The sequence below is a fragment of the Castellaniella denitrificans genome (genome assembly GCF_027214045.1).
GTDB classification, from domain to species: domain Bacteria; phylum Pseudomonadota; class Gammaproteobacteria; order Burkholderiales; family Burkholderiaceae_B; genus Castellaniella; species Castellaniella denitrificans_A.
Genome location: NZ_JAPWHE010000004.1, coordinates 119,402 through 135,035, shown reverse-complemented (window position 1 = coordinate 135,035; position 15,634 = coordinate 119,402). Strand labels below are relative to the sequence as shown.

General features: G+C 68.8%; 10 protein-coding genes. 7 read left to right on the top strand and 3 right to left on the bottom strand.

The genetic code is table 11. The annotated features are described in order from the left end of the window. Positions 1–64: 64 nt before the first annotated feature. Together pgeF and O4H32_RS07845 are read right to left on the bottom strand one after the other, a co-directional pair. On the bottom strand, positions 65–883 hold the full coding sequence (pgeF, locus tag O4H32_RS07850) for a peptidoglycan editing factor PgeF (protein WP_269358036.1): 819 nt from the start codon (positions 881–883) through the stop codon (positions 65–67). Then, positions 864–1,841 carry an RluA family pseudouridine synthase gene (locus O4H32_RS07845; protein WP_269358035.1) on the bottom strand — a complete coding sequence of 326 codons (978 nt, stop codon included), beginning with the start codon at positions 1,839–1,841 and terminating at the stop codon, positions 864–866. The genes pgeF and O4H32_RS07845 overlap by 20 nt, the downstream gene beginning before the upstream one ends. A gap of 127 nt (positions 1,842–1,968) precedes the next feature. Here O4H32_RS07845 and O4H32_RS07840 point away from each other — a divergent pair, with 127 nt between their 5' ends. Next, on the top strand, positions 1,969–2,736 hold the full coding sequence (locus O4H32_RS07840) for an outer membrane protein assembly factor BamD (protein ID WP_269358034.1): 768 nt from the start codon (positions 1,969–1,971) through the stop codon (positions 2,734–2,736). Between the two features lie 30 nt (positions 2,737–2,766). Here the strand turns inward: O4H32_RS07840 and O4H32_RS07835 are convergent, their stop codons facing one another. Continuing rightward, the gene (locus O4H32_RS07835) at positions 2,767–4,767 is read right to left on the bottom strand and encodes a DNA repair helicase YoaA (protein ID WP_269358033.1); all 2,001 of its coding nucleotides are present in this window, start codon (positions 4,765–4,767) and stop codon (positions 2,767–2,769) included. Positions 4,768–4,887: 120 nt separating this feature from the next. Here O4H32_RS07835 and O4H32_RS07830 point away from each other — a divergent pair, with 120 nt between their 5' ends. From O4H32_RS07830 to O4H32_RS07805, 6 genes are all read left to right on the top strand, one after another. Next, positions 4,888–7,242 carry a Tex family protein gene (locus tag O4H32_RS07830; RefSeq protein ID WP_269358173.1) on the top strand — a complete coding sequence of 785 codons (2,355 nt, stop codon included), beginning with the start codon at positions 4,888–4,890 and terminating at the stop codon, positions 7,240–7,242. A gap of 124 nt (positions 7,243–7,366) precedes the next feature. Beyond that, complete coding sequence (locus O4H32_RS07825) at positions 7,367–9,124, top strand: PHA/PHB synthase family protein (RefSeq protein ID WP_269358032.1); 1,758 nt, start codon at positions 7,367–7,369, stop codon at positions 9,122–9,124. A 30-nt stretch (positions 9,125–9,154) separates the two neighbouring features. Further along, positions 9,155–10,603, top strand: coding sequence for an efflux transporter outer membrane subunit (locus O4H32_RS07820; RefSeq protein ID WP_269358031.1), 1,449 nt, complete (start codon positions 9,155–9,157; stop codon positions 10,601–10,603). Positions 10,604–10,617: 14 nt separating this feature from the next. Further along, a complete protein-coding gene (locus O4H32_RS07815) occupies positions 10,618–11,700 on the top strand; it encodes an HlyD family secretion protein (protein ID WP_269358030.1) in 1,083 nt (360 codons plus the stop codon). 4 nt (positions 11,701–11,704) lie between these two features. Next, positions 11,705–14,485, top strand: a complete 2,781-nt coding sequence (rbbA, locus tag O4H32_RS07810) for a ribosome-associated ATPase/putative transporter RbbA (RefSeq protein ID WP_269358029.1) — start codon at positions 11,705–11,707, stop codon at positions 14,483–14,485. A 1-nt stretch (position 14,486) separates the two neighbouring features. Next, positions 14,487–15,617, top strand: coding sequence for an ABC transporter permease (locus tag O4H32_RS07805; protein WP_269358028.1), 1,131 nt, complete (start codon positions 14,487–14,489; stop codon positions 15,615–15,617). Positions 15,618–15,634 lie beyond the last annotated feature (17 nt).

Sequence of the window (15,634 nt, the reverse complement as noted above, 5' to 3'; positions counted from 1 at the left end):
ACCCGGAACCTTTTTGTTTGTCTATTCTGTCATTCTGCCAAAACGCGTCAATTCGGGTAAGTCGCTAGCCTGGGCGAGGTGTCAGCCACGCCAGGGTCGCCTGCCGTCCGGATCCTGGATCGCGTCGATGGGAAAAGTACCGGTCCGCCCGTGTCCAGGTGCATTCCCCGCAGGGCTCCACCCGATCCACACCGGCACGCTGCAGCCGGGCGCACGCCAGGCCCGCCAGATCCGCGCGCCAGTGCGTGCCATCCGGCTCGGCCGAGAAGAACGCGGCCCAGGCCGGATCGCCTCCAGGGCCAGTGAACGCCTCGCGCACGTCCGGCCCGACCTGGAAGGCCCCGGGTCCGATGCCCGGGCCGATCCAGGCACGCCAGCCGCGAGCGGACGGCGCACGGCGGCGCATGGCGCCCAGCGTGTTTTCCAGCACGCCGGCCGCCAGCCCGCGCCAGCCCGCATGAGCGACGCCCAGCACGGCGCCGTCCTCGTCGGCCAGCACGACCGGAAGGCAATCGGCGGTCATGATCGCCAGGGGACGGCCGCGCAAGGTCGTCACGGCCGCGTCCGCGCAGGGGGCGCTCATGCGTGCCCCGGAACCCGCATCCCGCCAGGATCCGCCGGGCACGGCATCGGCCTCGAATACATCCGTGCCATGCACCTGTTCGAGCCAGAGCGGCTCGGCCGGCAGGGCGCGCCGCAGCCGCAGCCGGTTTTCCCGCACGGCCGCCGGATCATCCCCGACGTGTCCGCCCAGGTTCAGGCTGTCGCGCGGCGCCCGGCTGACGCCGCCGACGCGCCAGGTCGAGAAATAGCGCACGCCGGCCCAGGGCGACCCTGTCACCCCCCGCAGACCGGGGGCCGGCTCAAGCACCGTCGTCGCCATCGTCTTCCCAATGAATACCGTCGAGTACGCGGCGAAAATCGTCCGGAGGTTCCGCCGTGAAGGCGCAGGGCCGACCGCTGGCCGGGTCGTCGAAACCCAGGGCGCGCGCATGCAGCATCTGGCGCCCGGCGCCGGCCTCGTGCCGTCCCCCGTAAAGCGTGTCGCCCAGCAAGGGGTGCCGCAAACGGGCCATATGCACACGGATCTGGTGTGTGCGGCCGGTTTCCAGGCGGCACAGCACCCGGGAAACGACGGCGTCGCCGCTGCGCCCGATGCCCAGGGATTCATAATGCGTCACCGCGGGTTTGGGCGCTACCGGGCGGTCCGAGCTCATGCGGACCGGCACCCGGGCGTCGCGGCCGATCGGCGCATCCACCGTGCCCCGCCCCGACAGTGCGCCGTGAACCAGCGCGCAGTATTCACGCCGGACCGTGCGCGCCTGGAGCTGGCGCACCAGTTGCGTCTGGGCGGTTTCCGTGCGGGCCACGACCAGCAGCCCCGAGGTGTCCTTGTCCAGCCGGTGGACGATGCCGGCCCGGGCGACGCGGGCCAGTTCCGGATAGCGGAACAGCAGGCCGTTGAGCAGCGTGCCGTGCCAGTTGCCCGCACCCGGATGCGTCACCAGGCCGGCAGGCTTGTCCACCACGATCCATTCCGGCGAGTCGGCCACCACACGGAAATCGACGTCCTCCGGGACGAAGGCCAGATCCTCGGGCGCCTGCTGGGGCCAGACACGGATGAGGGCGCCGGGCCCCACCCGGGTGCGCACCCTGCCCACGGCGCCATCGACCTCGACGTGACCGTCCTCGATCCATGACTGCAGACGGCTGCGCGAATGCCGCGGCATCAGGCGGGCGAGCGTCTTGTCCAGCCGGTCCGGGAGGACGTCGGGCGGCAGGCGGAACACGTCGGGCGCGTCGGGGCCGGTGTCTTCAGTGGCGATATCCGTGTACGGCATGGCGACAAATCATATAATCTGCCGACAATGCTAACACCTTGACCAAGGACGCTCCGTGGCCGCGCATGCCCTCGTTTTACCGAAAGCCCTGCCAACCCGTATCCGGCTGATCCTGGCTTGCCTGTGCATGGCCCTTGCGGCGGGCTGCAGCTCGACCAAGGGCAATATCGATCCGACCGCCGGCTGGAGCGCGGAGCGTCTCTACAGCCAGGCCCGGTCGGACATCAGCTCGGGCAACTGGTCCGATGCCCGCAAGAACCTCGAAGCCCTGGAAGCCCGCTACCCCTTCGGCATCTACGCGCAGCAGTCCCTGATCGACCAGGCCTACGTCAACTGGAAAGACGAGGAACCCGAACAGGCCCGTGCCGCGATCGACCGTTTCATGCAGCAATACCCGAACCATCCCGGCACGGACTACATGCTGTACTTGAAAGGCATGATCACTTTCACGCCGCCCAGCGCCATCCTGTCCAACTTCACGCGCCAGGACCCCAGCGAACGCGATCCCAAGGGCCTGCGCGAATCCTACGAAGCCTTCAACGAGCTGATCAAACGCTACCCCGACAGCCGCTACACGCCCGACGCCCGCAAGCGCGTCGCCTGGCTGGTCAACACCATCGCCGAAAACGAAGTCCACATCGCCCAGTACTACTACGAACGCGGCGCCTATGTGGCGGCGGCCAACCGCGCCCAGACCGTGGTCACCGACTTCGCGGGCGTGCCCATCGCGGAAAAGGCCCTCTATCTGATGATGCTCAGCTACGACAAGCTGAACCTGCCGGAATTGCGCGACGACGCCAAGCGCGTGCTCGACAAGAACTTCCCGGACAGCAAGTACTACAAACAAGGCCTGGACGCGCCCGTCAACCGCTGGAACCCCATCAACTGGTTCTAGTAGGCCCACGACCGGCCCCGTTCGCGCCAGTCAGGCCTCGGCGGCGCTCTCGGGGGCCGGCTCCCGCCCGCCCGGCGGATTGCCCAGGAAATCCAGCGCCACGGAGGCATCCCGGGTCCGTGCGAAAGGCGGCAGGCCCTGCCACAGCAACCGCCCATAGGGTTTGTCCACCAGGCGTCCGTCCCCCACCACCAGCACGCCCCAGTCGGTCTCCGAGCGGATCAGGCGCCCCGCGCCCTGCTTGAGCAGCAGCGCCGCCTGAGGCAACTGGTATTCCATGAAAGGATTGCCGCCTTCGGCCCTGCAGGCGTTCAGACGCGCCTCCAGCACCGGATCGTCGGGCGGCGCGAACGGCAGCTTGTCGATCGCCACAAGGGTCAGCGCGTCGCCCGGCACATCGATGCCTTCCCAGAAACTGGTGCTGCCCACCAGCACCGCGTTGCCGGCCGCACGGAAGCGATCCAGCAGCACGCCGCGCGAGGCTTCGCCCTGGCGCATCACCGGCCGGTCCGAAGCCAGCATGCCGCGCAGCAGGACATCAGCCACCCGGTCGACCGCGCGCAAGGTGGTGCACAGCACCAGCACCCCGCCCGCGCAGTCGTCCACCAACGGCAGCAGGGCCTGCGCGAAGGCATCCGTGAAACCCGGGTCGCTCGGCCATGGCAGCCCCTTGGGCACATACAGCAGCCCCTGGGCCGGATAGTCGAAGGGCGAAGCCCAGCTGCGTGTCTCGGCGCCCCCCAATCCCAGCTGGCGCTGGAAATGCTGGAAATCGCCGCGCACCGACAAGGTGGCCGACGCCAGCACCCAGGACTGGCCCGGCCGCCGGAAGCCCGAAAAGATCCGCGCCACCGACAAGGGCGCCCGTTGCAGCCGCACGGAATGCGCGCTGTGCTCGATCCAGCGCACGGCGGCATCGCCGCCGGCCTCGGGCTCCCCCCTGGCGGGATGCGCCCATTGCCAAAGACGGGCACGCAATGTACGCGCCGCTCGGGCGGCGGCGGCCAGATCCGGGTGGCGTTCCTCCTGGGTGCCCAGGGAGTCGGCCAATCCGTCCAGCGCCTGCGCCAGACGGTCCAGCGACTGGTCGAAAGCGTCGGCCTCGGGAATCTGCTCGAAGGTCGCCCGGCCACCCGGCAGACGCCCCACGGGGGCGCTTGTCAGGCGCAGATCGCGCGCCGCCGCATCCAGCGTCTGGCACAGTTCGCTCCAGCGGACGGCCTCGCGCGCATGAGCCAGCCCCGCCGCCTCGGCCTGGCGGGCGCAATCCAGCACCTGGTGCAACGACAGACTCTGCCCCAGAAAGCGGGTGGCGGTGTCGGGCAACTGATGCGCCTCGTCGAACACCACCATGTGCGTCTCCGGCAACAGATCGGTGACGCCCTCTTCCCGCAGCGCCAGATCGGCCATGAACAGGGCGTGGTTGACCACCACCACGTCGGCTTCCTGGGCGTGGCGGCGCGCTTTCAGCAGGAAACAGTCGCGCACGTAAGGACAGTCCTGGCCCAGGCAGTTCTCGCGGGTCGAAGTGACCCGGTTCCAGATGTCGGCGGTCTCCGGCACCTCGGGCAGGTCCGCGCGGTCGCCGCTGTCGCTTTCCCGCGTGAAGCGGCGGATGGCGCGCAACTGGGGCATTTCGTCGCGCGACTTCAGGCCGCGCTCGTCCTGTTCCAGGCGTTCCAGGTGGTAATGGCAAACGTAGTTGCCGCGCCCCTTGAGCAGCGCCACATCCACGGGCAAGGCCAGCGCAGCGCGCAGGCGCGGAATGTCGCGGCGGAATAATTGGTCCTGCAACGTCCGGGTGCCGGTGGAGACCAGCACCTTGCCGCCCGAGAGAAAGGCGGGCGCCAGGTAGGCCCAGGTCTTGCCAGTGCCCGTGCCGGCCTCGGCGATCAGCACGCCGCCGCTGTCCAGCGTGGCGCGGATGGCCTCCGACAGTTCGAGCTGGGCCGCGCGCGGCACGTAGCCCGGCAACTGGCTGGCCAGCGGGCCGTCGGGGCCGAAAAGAGCGGCGAGATCGTCGGAAAACATGATGCAGGACGCGGCGTGGATGCGGATCGATCCCCGGATGATACGCCAGGCCTCGCGGCATGACGGAGCGGGTATGGCAAAATGCGCCGCTTGTACCGGTATTGCGTGACACCCATGACCATGACCAGCTCCGACTCTCAGACCCATGTCGTCGATCCCGCCCGCGTCCTGCGGCTGCTGACGGCGGAACTCGACGCCCGTCCCGCCCAGGTCGCGGCGGCGGTAGACCTGCTGGATTCCGGCGCCACGGTGCCTTTCATCGCCCGCTACCGCAAGGAAGCCACCGGCGGACTGGATGACACGGTGCTGCGCCAGCTGGAAGTCCGTCTGCTCTACATCCGCGAACTGGAAGGCCGCCGCGTGGCGATCCTGGACTCGATCGCCGGACAGGGCAAACTCGACGACGCCCTGCGGGCTCGGATCCTGGAGGCCGACAGCAAGCAGCGCCTGGAGGACCTGTACGCCCCCTACAAGCCGAAGCGGCGCACGCGCGCCCAGATCGCCCGGGAGGCGGGTCTGGAACCCCTGGCCGACGCCCTGCTGACCGATGCCTCGGCCGATCCCGAAGTCCTGGCGGCCTCCTACCTGAACGCCGAGGCCGGCTTCGAGGACGTGCGCGCGGCCCTGAACGGCGCGCGCGACATCCTGGCCGAGCGCTTCGCGGAAGACGCCGCGCTGCTGGACACGCTGCGCACGGAACTCTGGAACACCGGCCGGATCACCGCCCAGGTCGTCGAAGGCAAGGAAACCGAAGGCGCGAACTTCCGCGACTGGTTCGACTTCAGCGAGGCCCTGCGCACCCTGCCCTCGCACCGCATCCTGGCGCTGCTGCGCGGCCGCCAGCAAGGCGTCCTGGACCTGCGCCTGGGACTGGATCCCGCGCGCGAGGCCGAAACGCCGCACCCCTTCGTGGCGCGCATCGCCGGCATCCTGGGCGTGGACGCCCGTTTCGATGCCCACGCCACGCCCCGCCAGCACTGGCTGGCCGAAGTCTGCCGCTGGACCTGGCGGGTCAAGCTGCTGACCGGCTTCGAGACCGAGCTGATCGGACGGTTGCGGGAAACGGCCGAAGCCGAAGCCATCCGCGTGTTCGCCGCCAACCTGAAGGACCTGCTGCTGGCCGCCCCCGCGGGCCCGAAGGCCGTGCTGGGTCTGGACCCCGGCATCCGCACGGGGGTCAAGGTCGCCGCCATCGACGCCACCGGCAAGCTACTGGAAACCGCCACCATCTACCCCTTCGAACCGCGCCGCGACGTAGAAGGCAGCCTGCGGACTCTGGCCGCATTGATCGCGCGTCACAAAATCGATCTGGTGGCCATCGGCAACGGCACCGCCTCGCGCGAGACCGAGCGCCTGGCCGCCACGCTGCGCGAGCGCCACCCGGAACTGGCCTTCGAACGCGTCGTCGTGTCCGAGGCCGGCGCCTCGGTCTATTCGGCCTCCGAAATGGCTGCCCAGGAATTCCCCGAACTGGACGTCAGCCTGCGCGGCGCGGTCTCCATCGCCCGCCGCCTGCAGGACCCGCTGGCGGAACTGGTGAAGATCGAGCCCAAGGCGATCGGCGTGGGCCAGTACCAGCACGACGTCAATCAGCGAGAACTGGCGCGTTCCCTGGACGCCGTGGTCGAGGACTGCGTCAATGCCGTCGGCGTGGATGTGAATACGGCCTCGGCGCCTCTGTTGACGCGCGTGTCCGGACTGAACCAGTCCCTGGCGCGCAATATCGTGCAGTGGCGCGAGGCCCACGGCGCCTTCCGCAATCGCAAGGCGTTGCGCGACGTGCCGCGCTTCGGCGACAAGGCCTTCGAGCAGGCGGCCGGCTTCCTGCGCGTCCCGGGGTCCGACAACCCCCTGGACGCCTCGGCCGTGCACCCCGAGGCCTATCCCGTGGTCGAGCGGATCCTGCGAAAAGTCGACCGGCCCGCCGAGGCGGTGATGGGCCATGCGGATTCCCTGAAAGGCCTGTCTCCTGCGGACTTTACCGACGAGCGCTTCGGCCTGCCCACGGTGCGCGATATCTTCGCCGAACTGGAAAAACCGGGCCGTGACCCCCGCCCCGAATTCAAGACAGCGAAATTCAAGGAAGGCATCCAGGACATCAAGGACCTGGCGACCGGCATGGTCCTGGAGGGCGTGGTCAGCAACGTCGCCAACTTCGGCGCCTTCGTGGACATCGGCGTGCACCAGGACGGCCTGGTGCACGTATCCGCCCTGGCCGACAGGTTCATCAAGGATCCGCGCGACGTGGTGCGCGTGGGCCAGACGGTGCAGGTGCGCGTGCTGGAAGTGGACGTGGCGCGCAAGCGCATCGCCCTGAGCATGCGCAAGGACGACCCGGAGCCTCGCGCCTCGGCCGGCGTGAGCGGCGCGGGCCGCACAGGCGGCCGCGCGGGCCAACGCGGCGGACGCCCCGACCGGGCCGCCGCCCCCCAGGGCGCCATGGCCGAGGCCTTCGCGCGGCTGCGCAAGCCCTGAGCCTCCAGCCTCGGGGAAATGGAGCGGCGGCATGCGCCGCATCGGCGCCTGGAACACCGCGCCCTTGATCTCCATCAGGATAGACTGGAGATCTATCGACTAAAAAGTCGGTAAAGGGGACCTTATGTCACCATCCTTGAACCGCCTCGGCGACATCGACGCCCGGGCCGCCGCCCGGGCCACCGACCAATATTTCCACGCCAGCCAGGCGCGCGCGTTCGCGTCGCTGTCGCCCGCCTCGCTCAACCTGGCATGGCTGGACTGGGCCACGCACCTGACAGCCTCGCCCGGCAAGCAGGCCGAACTGCTGCGCCTGGCCATCATTCACCAGATCGATCTGGCGCACTATCTGTATGATTGCCTGCGGGCGTCCGGTGGGCCGTCGCGGGTCTGCATCACGCCGCCGGAAACCGACCGCCGGTTCAGCGATCCCGCCTGGTGCCGCTGGCCTTACAACCTGTTGCATCAGGGCTTTCTGCTGACGCAGGCCTGGTGGGAGGAAGCCACGACCGACCTGCACGGCGTCGATCCGCATCACATGCGGCAGGTCTCGTTCTGGGCGCGGCAGTGGCTGGACATGATGTCGCCAGGCAACCAGCTCTGGACAAACCCGGTCGCCCTCGACCGCACGATCGGGCAACGCGGCATGAACCTGCTGCGGGGGGGCGGTTACCTGCTGGAGGATATCGTCCGCCACCAGGCCGGCATGCCGGTCGCCGGCGCGGACGCATTCCGCGTCGGGCGCGATGTGGCGGCCACCCCGGGCAAGGTGGTGCTGCGCAACCGGCTGATCGAGCTGATCCAGTACGCCCCCACGACCGCGACCGTGCGCCCGGAACCCGTCCTGCTGGTGCCGGCCTGGATCATGAAGTACTACATTCTGGACCTGTCGCCGCACAATTCCCTGATCCGCTTCCTGCGAGACCAGGGCTACACCGTCTATTGCATCTCCTGGAAGAATCCCACCGACCAGGATGCCGGGCTGGGCATGGACGACTATCTCCGCCACGGATTCTTCGCCGCCCTCGACGCCATCGGACGCATCCAGCCGGAACACCGCGTCCACGCCACGGGCTACTGCCTGGGCGGCACGCTGCTGTCGGTCGCGGCGGCGGCCATGGCACGCGACGGCGATGCGCGCCTCGCGAGCGCCAGCCTGTTCACGGCCCAGGTCGATTTCAGCGAGCCGGGGGAAATCGGCCTGTTCATCGATGAGGCCCAGGTGCACATGCTCGAAGCCCAGATGGGGCGCCTGGGCTATTTCAGCGCGGATCAGATGGCGGGCGCCTTCCAGATGCTGAGGTCCTACGACCTGCTCTGGTCGCGCGTCATCCACGAATACTTGCTGGGCGAGCGCCGGCCCATCAACGACCTGATGGCCTGGAACGCCGATGCCACGCGCATGCCCGCCCGCATGCATTCGCAATACCTGCGGCGCCTGTACCTGAACAACGACCTGAGCGCCGGACGCTACCCCGTAGGCGGAAGGTCCGTGTCGATCAGCGACATCCGCCTGCCGATCTTCGCCGTGGGCACCGTCACCGACCACGTCGCTCCCTGGCGCTCGGTCTACAAGCTGCACCAGTTCTTCCCGGGCGAGCTGTGCTTCGTGCTGACCAGCGGCGGCCACAATGCCGGCATCGTCAACGAACCCGGCCATCCGCATCGCCAGTACCGCATCCGTACACGCCGGCCCGGCGATCCGTTCCTGCCACCCGACGAATGGATGGCCGCCACGCCCGTCACCGACGGGTCCTGGTGGACCGCCTGGTCGCAGTGGCTGGCGGATCGCTCGGGCGCACCCGAGGCCCCGCCGCCGCTGGGCATCCCCGGCCGGCCGTCCTTGGGCCATGCTCCTGGGCGCTACGTATTGGAAACCTGACCCGCCAAAGCCCGCAACATGCCGAACCGAATGAAACGAGCCATTCGCGCCCTGGGCGCCGTCGGCCTGCTGCTGACCGTGACGGCCTGCGTCGACCTGGCCCCCCGGCATGCAACCCCGCCCCTGCCGGTGGCCAACGCCTGGCCGGCCGACACCGGCGCCGAAACCGCCCGGGCGCTGGCCGACCTGAATTGGTCCCACTATTTCCAGGATGCGGAAATGCGCCGGCTGATCGGCCTGGCGCTGGAACACAACCGCGACCTGCGCCTGGCCGTGCTGCGCGTGCGCGAGGCCGAGGCCGCCTATCGCATCCAGCGTTCGGAACTGCCGCCCTCGATCGGCGCCCAGGGCCAGGGCACCCGCGCGCGCGACATTGCCGCGCCGCTGCCGGACCAGACCGTCGTGCAATCCAAGTACCAGGCCGCCGTCGGCCTCACGAACTGGGAAATCGACTTCTGGGGCCGGATCCGCAATCTGAAAGACGCCGCCCTGGACGAGTGGCTGGCGACCGATGCGGCCCGCCAGGGCGTCCAGACCGCTCTGATCCGCCAGGTGGCAGACGCCGTGCTTGCGCTGCGCGAACTGGAGCAACGGGCCGTCCTGGCCCGGGAAGCGGTCGACAACCGCAGACAGTCGCTGGACATCTTCGAACAGCGCCGGAAGATCGGCTCGTCCTCGGCACTTGAACTTACCCAGGTCCGCACCCTGCTGATCCAGGCCCAGTCGCTCAGCGCCCAGATCGAGCAGCAACGGGCCGCCGCCCGCCATGCGCTGGCCTTGCTGGTGGGCGCCGATCCGGGGCCCCGGTCCGCCGTCCCCGTCAGTCTGGACGCCACTCCGCTGGCCTCCCTGCGGCCCGGCCTGCCGGCCGACGTGCTGCTGGCCCGCCCGGACATCCGGGTCGCCGAATACAGACTGCGCGCGGCCCACGCCCGGATCGGGGCCGCACGGGCGGCATTCCTGCCGCGCATCTCCCTGACGTCGTCCCTGGGCACCGCCAGCACCGAACTGGACAGCCTGTTCGAGAGCGGCAGCCGCGCATGGATGTTCACCCCCGTCATCGAGATTCCGATCTTCACGGCCGGCCGGCTCCAGGCCAACCTGGAGGTCGCCGAAGTCCGCCGCGACATGGCGGTGGCCACCTACGAAAGGGACATCCAGACGGCGTTCCGCGAAGTGTCGGACGCTTTGTCCGCACGCCGGTGGCTGGCCGAACAGATGGAGATCCAGGCCCGCATGGCCCGGACCCAGGCCGAACGCGCGACGCTCGCGCAACTGCGTTATGACAGCGGAGCCGCGCCCTACCTGGAGGTGCTCGATGCCCAACGCGACCTGCTGACCGCCCAGCAGCAACTGGTGCAGGTCCGCGCCGCGTGGCTGTCAAGCCAGGTCGCGCTGTTCGCCGCCCTGGGCGGTGGCGCGGGCCCGGCGCCGACCGATCATCGCAGCCCCGCTCCACAGGCCGGGATCACACACTGAACGCCGGATCGACCATGAACCCAACCGACCGCCTCAAGAAAAGACTCCCGCTGGCTCTTGCCATCGTCCTCGTCGTGGGGGCCGGCGCCTATGGCCTCTGGCGCGTCGCCCAGGACCGGGGACCGGGCCCCGGCTTCATCCAGAGCAACGGCCGGATCGAAGCAACGGAAATCGACATCGCCACCAGGCTGCCTGGCCGGGTCGACCGGATCCTGGTCGGCGAAGGCGACTTCGTCAAGACCGGCCAGACCCTGGCGGTCATGAACCTGGATTCCCTGCAGGCCCAGCTCGACGAAGCCGGCGCCCGCCAGCGCCAGGCGGTGCACGCCGTCGCCGCCGCCCAGGCGCAGGTCGCCCTCCGGGAAAGCGATGTCGCTACGCAACAGGCCGTCGCCAGGCAGCGCGAAAGCGATCTGTTCGCCGCCCGTCAACGCCTGAACCGCTCGCGCTCCCTCGCGCAGCGCGGGGCGGCGTCCCAGCAGGAGCTGGACGATGACCAGGCCAGGCTGCACAGTGCGGAAGCCGGCCTGGCGGCGGCCAGGGCCCGCATCCTCTCCGCCCAGGCGGGCGTGGCCGCGGCCAAGGCCGACCTGGTGGGCGCGGAGTCCGCCGTGGCGGCGGCCGCCGCCACGACGACCCGCATCGAGGCCGATCTGAAGGACGCCAGCCTGAAGGCGCCGCGCGACGGCCGCATCCAACTGCGCGTGGCTCAGCCCGGCGAGGTCCTGGGAGCCGGCGGCCGGGTGCTGAACATGCTGGACCTGGCCGACGTGTCCATGACCTTCTTCGTGCCCGAAACCGCCGCCGGGCGCCTGGCGATGGGCAGCGAGGTCCGCATCGTCCTGGACGCCGCGCCCGAGTACGTGATTCCGGCCGAAGTGTCCTTCGTGGCCAGCCAGGCGCAATTCACCCCCAAAACGGTGGAAACCGCCAGCGAACGCCAGAAGCTGATGTTCCGCGTCAAGGCCCGCATCCCGCCCGACCTGTTGCTGAAGCACCTGGAGCAAGTCAAGACCGGTTTGCCGGGCGTGGCCTGGGTGCGCACCGATGCCGGTCGTCCCTGGCCCGAATCCCTGGCCATCCGTCTGCCCGGGTAAGCGTATGGCATCGACTGCGTTCGCGGCCCGGATCCAGGGGCTGAGCCACCATTACGGCCGGACCCGCGCGCTGGACGGCATCGATCTGGAGATTCCGGCTGGCCGGATGATGGGGCTGATCGGCCCGGACGGCGTGGGCAAATCCACGCTGCTGTCGATCCTGGCGGGCGCCCGGGTCATCCAGCGGGGACGGGTGGAGGCGCTGGGCGGCGACATGGCTCGGCGAGACCACCGCGACCGCGCCTGCCCGCGCATCGCCTACATGCCGCAAGGCCTGGGCAAGAACCTGTACCCCACCCTGTCGGTGGAGGAAAACCTGCAATTCTTCGCCCGGCTGTTCGGCCACGACGCCGCCGAGCGGCGCCGGCGCATCGACGACCTGACCCGCAGCACCGGCCTGCATCCGTTCCTGTCACGCCCGGCCAGCAAGCTTTCGGGCGGCATGCGACAGAAACTCAGTTTGTGCTGCGCCCTGGTCCACGATCCCGATTTCCTGATTCTGGATGAACCCACCACCGGCATCGATCCGCTCGCCCGCGCCCAGTTCTGGGAACTGATCGCCCGCATCCGTGCCGGGCGGCAGGGGATGACGGTGGTCGTGGCCACGGCCTACATGGACGAGGCGCGACGCTTCGACTCGCTGGTCGCCATGGATCAGGGCCGCATCCTGGCCACTGGCACGCCCGCCGGATTGCTCGCCTCGACTGGCCAGAAAACGCTGGAATCGGCCTTCATCCATCTGCTGCCCCCCTCCCGGCGCGAGGGCTACGCGCCGGTGGAAATCCCTCCGCTGCCCGAGGATACGGATGGCGACATCGCCATCGAGGCCAACGGCCTGACCATGCGGTTCGGCGATTTCGTCGCCGTCGATCACGTCAGTTTCAGCATCCGCCGCGGCGAGATTTTCGGCTTCCTGGGTTCGAACGGCTGCGGCAAAACCACCACCATGAAAATGCTGACGGGCCTGCTGCCCGCCAGCGAAGGCCACGCCCGGCTGTTCGGTCGAGAGATCGATCCCGGCGACCTGGGCGTGCGCCGACGGGTCGGCTACATGTCCCAGTCTTTCTCTCTGTATGGGGAACTGACGGTCCGCCAGAACCTGGTCTTGCACGCCCGTCTGTTCCACGTTCCGCCCGAACGCATCCCGGACCGTGTCCGGGCCATGACGGAGCGTTTCGGCCTGGACGAGTCGCTGGACAAACTGCCCGACAGCCTGCCGCTGGGCATCCGCCAGCGGCTTTCGCTGGCGGTGGCAATGGTGCACGAACCGGAATTGTTGATCCTGGACGAGCCCACATCCGGTGTGGATCCCATCGCCCGCGACGATTTCTGGCGCCTGCTGATCTCGCTGTCGCGCCGCGACCGGGTGACGATCTTCATTTCCACCCATTTCATGAACGAGGCAGAACGCTGCGACCGCATGTCCATGATGCACGCGGGGCGCGTACTCGACAGCGACCGGCCCGCCGAACTGGTGCGCAAGCGTGGCGCAAAGACTCTGGAGGAAGCCTTCATCGGCTACCTCCTGGAGGCCGGCGGCCAGGCCGCGGCGCCGCCCGGGCTTACGGGATCCGGGGCATCCGCAAACGACGGCATGCCACCCGCCCCTTCCGGCCGGGCATCGGCGACGACACCGGCCGCCCGCGCCCCCCGCATTCCGGCCTTCAGCCCGGTCCGGCTGCTGAGCACCATGCGCCGCGAATCCATGGAGCTGCGCCGCGATCCGGTGCGCGGCACGCTGGCCCTGCTGGGTTCCCTGGTCCTGATGTTCGTCATCGGCTTCGGCATCAGCATGGATGTGGACAACCTGCGCTTCGCCGTCCTGGACCGGGACGGCACCACGATCAGCCGCGACTATGCGCTGAACCTTTCCGGCTCACGCTATTTCGTCGAGCACGCCCCGATCCTCGATGAGGCCGACATGGACCGCCGCATGCGCAGCGGCGAACTGTCGCTGGCCATCGAGATCCCGCCCGGCTTCGGCGCCGACCTGCTGCACGGACGCGCCACCGAGATCGGCGCCTGGATCGATGGCGCCATGCCGCAGCGCGCCGAAACAATCAAGGGTTACGTCCAGGGCATGCACCAGCTATGGCTGACGCAACAGGCACGCGAACGCCCGGGCACGCCGATCGCCCAGCCGGTCGGCCTGGAAACCCGCTTCCGCTACAACCCGGACGTGCGCAGCCTGCCGGCCATGGTGCCGGTGGTGATCCCGCTGATGCTCATCATGCTGCCCGCCATGCTCACGGCGCTGGCCGTGGTGCGGGAAAAGGAAATCGGCTCGATCATCAACCTGTACGTCACGCCGGTGTCGCGCGCCGAATTCCTGCTGGGCAAGCAGATCCCCTACATCGGACTGGCCCTGGTGAACTTCGTCGCCATGTGCCTGCTGGCGGTGACGGTGTTCGGGGTGCCCATCAAGGGCAGCCTGCCCACGCTGGCGCTGGCGGCCGCGTTCTTCTGCGTCGCCTCGACCGGCCTGGGCCTGCTGGCGTCGGCCATCACGCGCAGCCAGATCGCCGCCATGTTCTTCACCATGATCGCGACCCTGATCCCGGCGGTCCAGTTTTCCGGACTGCTCGATCCGGTCAGTTCCCTGGAGGGACCGGGCCGGCTGGTCGGCCTGACCTACCCGGCCGCCTACATGTTCACCATCAGCCGCGGCGTCTTCAACAAGGCGCTGGGATTCCAGGACCTCTGGCCATCCATCTGGCCCATGGCGCTGTCGATCCCGGTCATTATGGGCGGCGCCATCGCGCTGCTTCGAAAACAGGACCGCTGACATGAAGCACCGATTCCTCGGAACGATCTGGTGGCTGGGCGTGAAGGAACTCTGGAGCCTGTGGCGCGACCCCGCCATGCTGGTGCTGATCGCCTTTTCCTTCACGGTCTCGGTCTACACTGCCGCCACGGCCATCCCGGAGACCCTGCACCATGTCCCGATCGCCATCGTGGACGAGGATCATTCCCCTCTGTCCCGGCAGATTGCCGATGCCTTCTACCCTCCGCAGTTCATGCCGCCCGCCATGATCGGCCACGAACAGGTCGATCCGGGCATGGACATCGGCCGGTATTCCTTCGTGCTGAACATCCCGCCCGATTTCCAGCGCGACGCGCTGGCGGGCCGCGGCGCGGAAATCCAGATCAACGTCGACGCCACCCGCATGAGCCAGGCCTTCACGGGCAACGGCAGCATCCAGCAAATCATCCAGGGCGAGATCGCGGACTTCATGCGCGGGCGCGGCCAGGCCGCCGATCCGCCCGTCGACCTGGTCCTGCGGGCGCGCTTCAACCCCGGCCTGGACAAGTCCTGGTTCGGCGGTCTGATGGAAATCATCAACCACATCACCATGGTGTCGCTGATCCTCACCGGCGCCGCCCTGATCCGCGAGCGCGAGCACGGCACCATCGAGCACCTGCTGGTGATGCCGGTCACGCCGGCCCAGATCATGCTGTCCAAAGTCTGGTCCATGAGCCTGGTCGTGCTGGCCGCCGCCGCCCTGTCGCTCAACGGCATCGTTCGAGGACTGCTGCACGTGCCGATCGAGGGTTCCCTGGCGCTCTTTTTCGCCGGCGCGTCACTGCATCTGTTCGCCATGACCGCGATGGGCATCTGGCTGGCCACCCTGGCGCGCAACATGCCCCAATTCGGCATGCTGATGATCCTGATCCTGCTGCCGATGCAGATGCTCTCGGGCGGCACGACGCCCCGGGAAAGCATGCCCGTGCTGGCCCGGGACCTGATGCTGGCCGCGCCCACCACCCATTTCGTCGAGCTGGGGCAGGCCATCCTGTACCGGGGCGCGGGCCTGGACGTGGTCTGGCCTTCGTTCCTGGGCCTGGCGATCATCGGTTCCCTCATGTTCTATCTTTCTCTGCGCCGCTTCCGGTCCGTGATCGGCAGCATGGCCTGAGCGTCCACCCTTCCAGG

Excerpts from the sequence above, each read along its gene's own strand:
- pgeF (WP_269358036.1), bottom strand. The coding sequence starts at position 883 with ATGGCGACGACGGTGCTTGAGCCGGCCCCCGGTCTGCGGGGGGTGACA.
- O4H32_RS07845 (WP_269358035.1), bottom strand. The coding sequence starts at position 1,841 with ATGCCGTACACGGATATCGCCACTGAAGACACCGGCCCCGACGCGCCC.
- O4H32_RS07840 (WP_269358034.1), top strand. The coding sequence starts at position 1,969 with ATGGCCCTTGCGGCGGGCTGCAGCTCGACCAAGGGCAATATCGATCCG.
- O4H32_RS07835 (WP_269358033.1), bottom strand. The coding sequence starts at position 4,767 with ATGTTTTCCGACGATCTCGCCGCTCTTTTCGGCCCCGACGGCCCGCTG.
- O4H32_RS07830 (WP_269358173.1), top strand. The coding sequence starts at position 4,888 with ATGACCAGCTCCGACTCTCAGACCCATGTCGTCGATCCCGCCCGCGTC.
- O4H32_RS07825 (WP_269358032.1), top strand. The coding sequence starts at position 7,367 with ATGTCACCATCCTTGAACCGCCTCGGCGACATCGACGCCCGGGCCGCC.
- O4H32_RS07820 (WP_269358031.1), top strand. The coding sequence starts at position 9,155 with ATGAAACGAGCCATTCGCGCCCTGGGCGCCGTCGGCCTGCTGCTGACC.
- O4H32_RS07815 (WP_269358030.1), top strand. The coding sequence starts at position 10,618 with ATGAACCCAACCGACCGCCTCAAGAAAAGACTCCCGCTGGCTCTTGCC.
- rbbA (WP_269358029.1), top strand. The coding sequence starts at position 11,705 with ATGGCATCGACTGCGTTCGCGGCCCGGATCCAGGGGCTGAGCCACCAT.
- O4H32_RS07805 (WP_269358028.1), top strand. The coding sequence starts at position 14,487 with ATGAAGCACCGATTCCTCGGAACGATCTGGTGGCTGGGCGTGAAGGAA.